Here is an 8960-nt window from a genome sequence, read left to right on the forward strand (position 1 = left end):
ACAAGACTGCTGAGGTTTTTATGGGTTTTTTAAACTTCGTTGGTTCTCTCATATGGCTTCTCTAAAATTTTGTTCACAGAGACTAGTTGCTATATCGCAGATTAAGGATTAGATGCTTTTACAAGGCACAACGGTGTCATTCCAGCGTCATCGCTGGGATAACAGGAAAGGGATTATTTTCATGACACCGTCATAGAGAAACCAATGTGAGCTACTTGGATAACACTCTAACAATCTTTGCCCTGTTTCTACTTAGTTTAAGTTATGCAAAAAGTTGTAATTTGGCATTAGAATTTTGGTTAACTCATCAGTACACATACACCATTGCTATATGCAACGATGTATGTGTATGGGCAGTTACTGATGCCTAACGTTCAGGTTAGCGCTCTGGCCAATATTCTCAAGATGATTGGACGTGTTAGTATCGTCCATAGAAGAAAGAGGAGGTGAAGCAGTCTTGTTTTCTTGCACGAAACTTTTAGCAACTTCAACAACCTTGCTTATACGAGATTCCTTTTCTAGTTCTTCACGATGTTTTGAAAAGATTTCGCAACTTTTATCATCCATACGCACCATTATTTTACCAAAGCCTGAGGCATTTTCAGAAGACAAAGTCATTTCAATTTTTTCACCATCGCCTACTTCAAAAGCCATCTGAAGTACGCCCTTCATATTGCAATATTGCCCATTTTGCGTTCGGATTACATCGCCTTCCCCAAATTTCAGTGCTCCATCTAAATTTTGAAATTCTGGTGCATTCAAAAATTTTGCAGGGGTGATAACACTCTTCTCTGGACACTTTACACAAAAAAATCCATTATCCCTTTCTACTGCAACATTTTCTATTACATCTTTTTCCTTGCCTTTTTCAATACTATTGCATACAATTTGTTTTAGATTTGACAAGTAATCTTTACGCCTTTGCAGTATGTTTGGCAGTCTTTCCGACTGGAAAACGTTCGTGCTTACACTATTACCTTTTGAAACTAGATCAGACATTTCCAACCAAAGAGGCTGTAGTTTGCTTCTTCTAACCTCAGTAACCTTTGTATCGTACTCCATAAGATGGCGTAGAACCTTCATCGAATACTCTATTATTGATAACTTTTCTTCTTTTTTGAATACATCAATATGACACGGCACACTAAACATGCCCTTGTTCTTTTTTGCTTTTTCTATAGATTCTTGAAATCTCTTTGCCGTGTTTCCTATGGCTTCATCATTAGATAGATGCTCCGAGTTGTTATATGAGATGAGAGCATCATATATTTCACGCAATGTACTTGAAATATTTTCTTCCATATGTTCATTAACATGTCCATAAATTGCCGTACTCGACTGCAAATGTCCTGTTTTATGTGAATATCCTAATTGTTCTCATCTTTCTTGACTTACCTTTTTTACTTTCTCAGATATGGGCATAACCACCTCCTATATTTTACATAATAAAATTCAAGATACTTTATCTTGATTTTAGGGTATTAACGTAATCTATAAAGTCAATAGTTAAATTGAAAAATTTTGATTATAATTTACTTCTATAGAACATGCACTTAAACTATGCTAAAAACCGCTATAGTAGGCTTGCCAAATGCTGGCAAATCAACCCTATTTAATAGACTAGTGGGAAGAAAAACAGCGGTAGTTAGTGACATTCCAGGAGTAACTAGGGATAGACGTGAGGGAGTTGGAAGAATTAGCGATTTAGAATTTAAAATTATTGATACAGGAGGGTGGAACGACCAAACCAATTTTTCACCGCAAGTTATTGAACAAATAGAGTTTTCTTTATTAAGCGCGGATGTAATTTTCTTTCTTGTTGATGCAAAAGTGCAAAATGAACAGAACAAAGAATTTGCAAAGTGGCTAAAGAGGAAGACAAATAAACCTGTAATACTTGTAGCAAATAAATGTGAAAGTCATAGGTCAGGAAATGTCGATTACCTGCAGTTTTTTGATTTCATAGGCCCTGTGTACATCTCAGCTGAACATAACCTTGGCATGGTTGATCTCTACGATGCATTGGCTGGTATTATTGAGTCTTTTATAAATTCCTCTCCTGTCATTCAAGTAGCCAACTACTTGGATCCAGAAAAAAATAAGCAGATTCCAGTGTCGCGCATCGGAATGACATCGGATCAAGTTGATGAGTTTACTAAACTAAAGATTGCAATCATCGGCCGCCCAAATGTTGGAAAGTCAACTTTTTTAAATAGTCTACTCGCAGAAAACAGGCTAATAACAAGTTCAGAACCAGGTACCACACGTGACTCCGTGGATATTACATACGATCATGGTGAAAAGCTAATTACTCTGATTGACACTGCCGGAATCCGCAGAAAGGCGAATGTTAAAGATGACTTAGAATCAAGATTTGTTGAGAAGAGCATAGAATCAATAAAACGCTCTCACGTGATAGTTTTAATGCTAGACTCCCTTATGGGTATTGGGCAACAGGATTTATCAATCAGTGAAGCTGCGATTAAAGGAGGAAAGGGAATTATCACTGTCTTAAATAAGTGGGACTTAATAAGTAAAGATGACAGGAGCAAGTTGATAAAATTTGTAAAACAACAGGAAGTAACTCGGTTATTTTTGGAAGTGCCAACTATAACGATTTCTGCATTGAAAGGCATGCGCTGCAGTGATGTGATAGACAAGTGTCTTGAAGTAAACGAATTCTTAAACAGGAAAATCAGTACTGCAAAATTAAATAACTGGCTAATTGATGCTCTAGATAGGCACCCTCACCCGCTTGTCAAAGGCAGAGCAATTAAAATGAAGTATATCGCTCAAATTGGTACTAAACCTCCGGCTTTTTCCTTAATATGCAACATGCCTGAAAGTGTTGATGAAAGTTATAAACGCTATTTAGTTAATGATCTAAGAAAAAACTTCTTTGCTGAAGGCGTGCCAGTCAGATTGCTTTTGAAGAAGAATAAAAATCCCTATGCAAAATGAGTACTCTGCTTTATACTTTAAGAAGTCTTTGTAATAGCTAACTTAAAGATCATGCGCAATAACTCCAAAACTCCTACAATCCTTCTGCTGTCAAGTACCGTTGCTCTAGTTTTCGCATATGTGCTAGAGTATTTTTTTAATATGTTGCCATGCAAGTTATGTATATACGAGCGGATAGTTTACTATGTCACAGGGTTGCTTGCAGTAGCACACATGATCACAAACAACAAAATTTTAGTCTATGCGATGTTTTGCAGTTATCTTGTAGGTGCGATAATATCTTTTTATCATGTAGGTCTTGAACTCCGCTTATTCCATGATGTTTTAGGATGCACAGAACAAGCAAGCGGTAACGTTAGCGTAGAAGAGCTAAGAAACAATCTCTTAAACCCTAACTACTCTCCTTCTTGTAACAGACCCCATTACGTTCTAGGTGTTTCCCTAGCAACGTGGAACTTAATTTATCTTATAGCAGCTCTGTTCGTGTCAGGTAAAATGTATTGTAGAGAGAGAAAGAAATCTTAATAACTTAAAGTATAGCAGCAGTAAGTTCTTGCAGCAAGCAATTAGAGTAAACCATGCTGGAGAATATGGAGCTATTTGCATCTATTCTGGTCAAAAATTTATTCTTAAAAAGTCTTCTATAATCAAGGAAATAATTAAAATGGAAGAGCAGGAAAAAAAGCATTTTCATTATTTCAATGAGAAAATTAAAGAGCAAAAAGTTCGCCCTACTGTTTTGTTGCCAGTTTGGTGCGTTTTGGGAGTGTCGCTTGGTGTTGCAACTGCCATTATGGGAAGAAAGGCTGCTATGGCTTGCACTGCTGCAGTCGAAGAAGTGATCGGAGAGCACTATAAAGAGCAAGTTTCGCATTTAGAAGACGGAGAACTAAGAGAAACTATAAGTAAGTTTCGCGATGAGGAGTTAGAGCACAGAAACATTGCAATTGAGCACAATGCTGGAGGTGCGTTTGGTTACAATATCTTATCTTCATTCATAAAAACGGGCTGCAAAGCTGCTATTTATTTGTCTAAGTTGATTTAGCTGGTTCTCAGGTGGATTTTTGTTCATAAAGATATAAATGTGGCAAATAAGAAGTGTATGTTGTATAATAATAACTCTTAAAGTAAGAGGTAATTTATGGATTTGAGTAAAATAACTGCAACAGCAGATGCAGTGAGTGTGATAATTGAAATAAGTGCAAATGTTGAGCCTATAAAGTATGAATTTAATAAAGAGCTCGGATTACTGCAAGTTGACAGGTTTTTATCTACCTCAATGACCTATCCTTGCAATTATGGATTTGTGCCAAACACCTGTGCAGGTGATGGTGATCCCGTGGATGTTTTGGTGTTAACTCAATTTCCTCTAGCACCTGGTGTTTTAATATCGGTACGTCCAATAGGTGCTCTACTTACTAAGGATGAAAAAGGAGAAGATGAAAAGGTATTAGCTGTGCCTGTTTCCAGTGTTGATAGCTATTATGATGATGTGAAAGACTGTTCTGACTTGCCTAAAAACCTACTGGATAAGATTATTCATTTCTTTTTACACTACAAAGACTTAGAGAAAGGAAAAACAGTAACAGTTGGAAAATGGGTTGGTATGAAAGAAGCAAAGAGCATTATTGAAAACGCTATTAAAAATGGAGATTGATGCGCATTAGCTTAGGTTGTTTATTATAGTAAAATTACAGTTGTTGACTGGTTTAGAAGAGATTCTGCTATCTAATAACATGAAATGCTACTATTAAAAGCATTAGACAGGTTGTGAAGTCTTGGTATTATATAAAGTACTTACTTTGAAGTTCAAGATTTGGAAGGGTGGCCGAGCGGCTGAAGGCGGCGGTTTGCTAAACCGTTATACGATTGAAAAGTCGTATCGAGGGTTCGAATCCCTCTCCTTCCGCGTGTTATTGGCGTAATGACCTTAATCAACCTTCATTTCCCATGCCCATTTTTTACTATAGACTAATTATTTGATTATAGTATCATCTTAATTAAGCTTGTGCTTGGGATATTTATGAGGAGTATTTTATACTTTACATTGTTATTTGTCGTGTTTGGCTCGTCGAGTCTGTTTGCTGTGGAGCAAGTTAAAAGAAAAAAAACTGATGCAGGTGAATCGGTTAGTTCTGTGCATGAAAATGTGGATATAAGGAAAAATCTAAAACAACATGCGCCGGAGAGTACAGCCCAAGGAACCGAGCCTGAGTCTTCCAAAAGCGACCCTACGGACGTTGATAAGTTGAATGTTGAAAAAGCACAGGATACCAAGGCTGAGGGAGCGATCAATAAAAAAGGACCACAACACGATGAAAGCAAAGCTCCTGCAGTTGAAAAAACCATTGGCAGAGGTGAGCAGAGTGATAAAGATTTTGGCAATAACCTGCCAGAGAAAAGTAAAGATGAAGTTACTTCAAGTTTGCCAAGTGTGACCGATAAGGAAGTGAACAAAAATTTAGTTTTGCCTCCAAGCGCTGGTCTAAATGAAGATGTAGCTGATCTGCAAAAGGGTCTACAAGTTGATGAAAAGGTTGATATTGAGGAGAATAAGCCCTCAAAAAATAACACAGATAAATTATTAGAAGAGAAAAAAGAAAAAGAGGAAGATCAAGCTGAAAAAGAAGAAGTGAAAAAATTAGCTGAGGACCACAGTAGAAAAAATCGAATAAAACCCATCACTAGAAGAGACGAAGAAAACAAGCAAGAGGAAGAGAAAAATTTACAAAGATGGACAAAGTTAGACAGAGAACCAATAAAGGAATGGTATCAAAAAAGCGCACAAAGCAAGTCATTATATAAGCGACAATACGATAAGATTAATCAGCATCTTCCGACAACCGTATTTATTGATGACTATAGTATGCAGCTTTTTTACTGTATTAAAAAGAACAGCTTAGTTTGCCTAAGGGGGATAATAAGCAAGTTGGAAAAGCTTGGATTAACAACTCAAGAGGTACTGAAGCTTAGAAATAAGCTTGGAGATACCCCTCTAATTTATGCCGTTAAGCAAGGTGAGGTAGATATAGTACGTTTTCTCTTATTACAAGGTGCTGATCCTAAAGCGGTTAATAATAGTCTTCAATCTCCTATTGATATAGCAATCGAAAGAGGGCGAGTTGATATGATAAATGCAATTACTGAAATGATACCACATCTTTTGGAGCATAAGAGGATAGACAACAAAGAAAGCCTGGAAATGTATAATTGGGCTGTAAAAACAAAAGAAGATAATGAATTGCAGTGCAATGAAGATCAAGAAAGATGATTAGATTTTTGATATTAATCTTAATTGGTCATTTGTGTTACGGAAGTGAAGTAAATTATAAGAAGAATCCGGTCAGTGATTTTTTGGATACCCTGCATAAGACAAAGTATGTGTCTTACAGTAAAAAAGACTTTGCTGAGTTTCTAGTACAGTGTCACAAAAAAGGCGTACCAGAAGACTTTGGAAAAGGTTTTGGTCCTGACTTAAATGGAGCTAACTTTAGTCGATTGTACCTCAATGGGTCTATTTTTGATGGAGTCAGTCTAATTGGTGCCGATTTTTCTCATACTGACTTGTCAGGTGTATCCTTTATTAATGCTGATTTGCGTGGGGCAAATTTTTCCAATGCTAATTTGCAAGGTATAAGAATAGAAGGTACAAATCTGAGTTTTGCAAAATTTATTTCTGCAAATTTAGCAGATATTACATTTGATCAGTCTGATATTAGTTATGCTGAGTTTATCAACTCTGATCTTAAAAGGGCAAAAATGCACAATATAACTGGTTTACATACTCATTTCTCAAATGTAAAAATGAATCTTTCTAGCTTACTAAACTCGAATGTTAGTTATGTAAATTTTAGCGATAGTGAAGTAAACGATACTGTTATGCAGAAAAGCAATCTTAGTAATGCAAATTTTTTTGGAGTGGATTCATATAAACTAAAAGTACAATTTTCTTCGTTGGAGAACGCTAATATATATGGTGCAGAAATAAGAGAATCAGACTTCACAGGCAGCAATCTTTCTAATGTCTGCCTTAATTCTTCTGCTATAATTGAAAGTAACTTTAATAGAACTAATTTAAGTAACACGCAGATTTCCTATGTAAGTGGTGATAATTCAAGTTTTGTTCAATCTATACTGCATGGTTCCAAGGTAAAATATTCGTATGCTTCTAAAGTCAGTTTTCAAGATGCCGACTTATCCGATATTGATTTCAGTTTTAGCGAGCTGCATCAAGTTGATGTTTCTGATTCTGACATTCGTCACGGAAAGTTTCATGATACTAAAGTTACAAATTCTAACATGAGCGGTTCGTTTTTCGACTATTCACTATTTACCTCTGCAAAGATAGAAGGAACAGATCTTTCTGCTGCTTCAATGTACAAGGTCAAAATACAAGACTCTCAAGTTTATAATAGCAAACTCTCTTACCATAGCATCGACTCTAGTGAGGTGGAGAGCTCAACATTCTTTAATTTAATAGCAGATAACTCAAGCTGGTCTAATCTAAAAGTAACTAATTCGAATTTTATTGAAAGCGATTTCAGATCTTCTTTGCTTCACGATAGTACCTTTAAGAAAACAGGCTTTTTTCTCAGCAATTTCAATAATTTAATGACTGGTAATACATCTTTTGACTCTTCGAGCTTATATGAAGGCTCGGTTGTTGATGCTCGTTTAACAGATTGTAAGTTTGATCATTCAATTCTAATTGGCAATGAAGGACAGGAAAAGCTTACAGGCTTAGAGGGTGCTATAACCTCAATTGAAGATTTGCAAGAAAAGATATCACAGGGTGAAAAATTTAATGTGAATTACGCTTATTTTGAATTTAAGGATATGAAACTAGAGAATGCCGATTTCTCTAATTCGATATTGAGTAGAGCAAAATTTATAAATGTTAATTTAAATAAGACAAATCTTAAAAAAGCTGATTTACGTTATGTTGTTTTTGACAATTCTTCCCTTATTGGTACCAACTTATCAGATTCTAATTTAGATAATTCTAGTTTTTTTAAATCTGATCTGAAGAGCGCCATATTGGAAAATACTAGTTAAACATGAAACGTACCACAATGAAATTACTTAGAAAAGAAAAATGACCATAAAAAGTGAGGGTGTATTATTGGTTTTATCCTCTCCTTCTGGAGCTGGCAAAACTACCATATTAGAGAGATTACTTGAGCAATCGACTAACTTAATTAGGTCGGTTTCTATGACCACGCGTAAACCTCGCCCAGGTGAAATAAATGGCAAAGACTATTTTTTTGTTACCGAGGAAAAGTTTCATGAGTTATGCAAAGCCAGTCAAATTCTTGAGTACGCCAAAGTTTTTGAGAACTTTTATGGCATACCGAGAAATTTTATAGAACAGAACTTAAGCAGTGGAATAAGCGTCTTACTGAGTATAGATTGGCAAGGAGCATTTCATTTATTTCAGCTTATGAGGAAAAAAGTTGTAAGTGTTTTTATACTTCCCCCTTCGATGGAAGAGCTTAGGTCACGTCTGCAAAAGCGTAACACTGACAGTGCAAGTGAAATAGGACGCAGATTAGCCGAAGCTCAAAAGGAGATAAGCAAAAGCGACAAATATGATTATGTAATAATCAATGACGATATTGATAAAAGTGTAGAAGAGATAAGCTCCATATTAAATAAAGAAAGGCTTAAAAGATCACAGGAAAAGTAGGTCTATTGATTGACCTTACCCACACTGTACGAGCATTTATTTTGCCAAGGTAATTCGCACAACAAATGATGTCATGGAAGTAGCCCCCCCTCCTGTCATCATTGCCATTAATACCAATTCCCACTATACAGAAAGCGTATAGATAACAGTGGAAAAAAGCTATGACGTCATCCGATAGAGACGGAAAAAACTACTTGACAAATTCTTCCAATCCTTTTATCATGGTATTAAAGCTATTTGTTTAACTTCCCAATCTGTGCAGGTTAAAATGACAAGAAAACTTGTATTTGGCATACTATGTGCACTGCATGTC

The 8960-nt window shown here is 35.9% G+C and carries 8 protein-coding genes and 1 tRNA gene; 8 read left to right on the forward strand and 1 reads right to left on the reverse strand.

From position 1 onward, the window contains the following. Window positions 1–357: 357 nt before the first annotated feature. On the reverse strand, window positions 358–1344 hold the full coding sequence (locus tag GO685_RS01910; protein WP_246226340.1) for a hypothetical protein: 987 nt from the start codon (window positions 1342–1344) through the stop codon (window positions 358–360). 216 nt (window positions 1345–1560) lie between these two features. Here GO685_RS01910 and der point away from each other — a divergent pair, with 216 nt between their 5' ends. The 8 genes from der to gmk all read left to right on the forward strand — a co-directional run bounded on the left by der (window position 1561) and on the right by gmk (window position 8647). Beyond that, window positions 1561–2961, forward strand: a complete 1401-nt coding sequence (gene der, locus GO685_RS01915; protein WP_175937329.1) for a ribosome biogenesis GTPase Der — start codon at window positions 1561–1563, stop codon at window positions 2959–2961. A 51-nt stretch (window positions 2962–3012) separates the two neighbouring features. Beyond that, complete coding sequence (locus GO685_RS01920) at window positions 3013–3486, forward strand: disulfide bond formation protein B (RefSeq protein ID WP_175937330.1); 474 nt, start codon at window positions 3013–3015, stop codon at window positions 3484–3486. 28 nt (window positions 3487–3514) lie between these two features. Further along, window positions 3515–4006 (forward strand): demethoxyubiquinone hydroxylase family protein, encoded by a 492-nt coding sequence (locus GO685_RS01925; protein WP_175937331.1) that lies wholly within the window; start codon window positions 3515–3517, stop codon window positions 4004–4006. Window positions 4007–4102: 96 nt separating this feature from the next. After that, window positions 4103–4618 (forward strand): inorganic diphosphatase, encoded by a 516-nt coding sequence (ppa, locus tag GO685_RS01930; protein ID WP_175937332.1) that lies wholly within the window; start codon window positions 4103–4105, stop codon window positions 4616–4618. 161 nt (window positions 4619–4779) lie between these two features. Then, window positions 4780–4870, forward strand: a tRNA-Ser gene (locus GO685_RS01935). A gap of 114 nt (window positions 4871–4984) precedes the next feature. After that, a complete protein-coding gene (locus GO685_RS01940; RefSeq protein ID WP_175937333.1) occupies window positions 4985–6232 on the forward strand; it encodes an ankyrin repeat domain-containing protein in 1248 nt (415 codons plus the stop codon). Then, entirely contained in the window at window positions 6229–8016 is a 1788-nt protein-coding gene (locus tag GO685_RS01945; RefSeq protein WP_175937334.1) for a pentapeptide repeat-containing protein, read from the forward strand. The genes GO685_RS01940 and GO685_RS01945 overlap by 4 nt, the downstream gene beginning before the upstream one ends. A 40-nt stretch (window positions 8017–8056) precedes the next feature. Beyond that, a complete protein-coding gene (gene gmk, locus GO685_RS01950; RefSeq protein WP_175937335.1) occupies window positions 8057–8647 on the forward strand; it encodes a guanylate kinase in 591 nt (196 codons plus the stop codon). The last annotated feature ends 313 nt before the right edge of the window (window positions 8648–8960 follow it).

This window comes from Wolbachia endosymbiont of Madathamugadia hiepei (assembly GCF_013366855.1).
Lineage (GTDB): Bacteria > Pseudomonadota > Alphaproteobacteria > Rickettsiales > Anaplasmataceae > Wolbachia.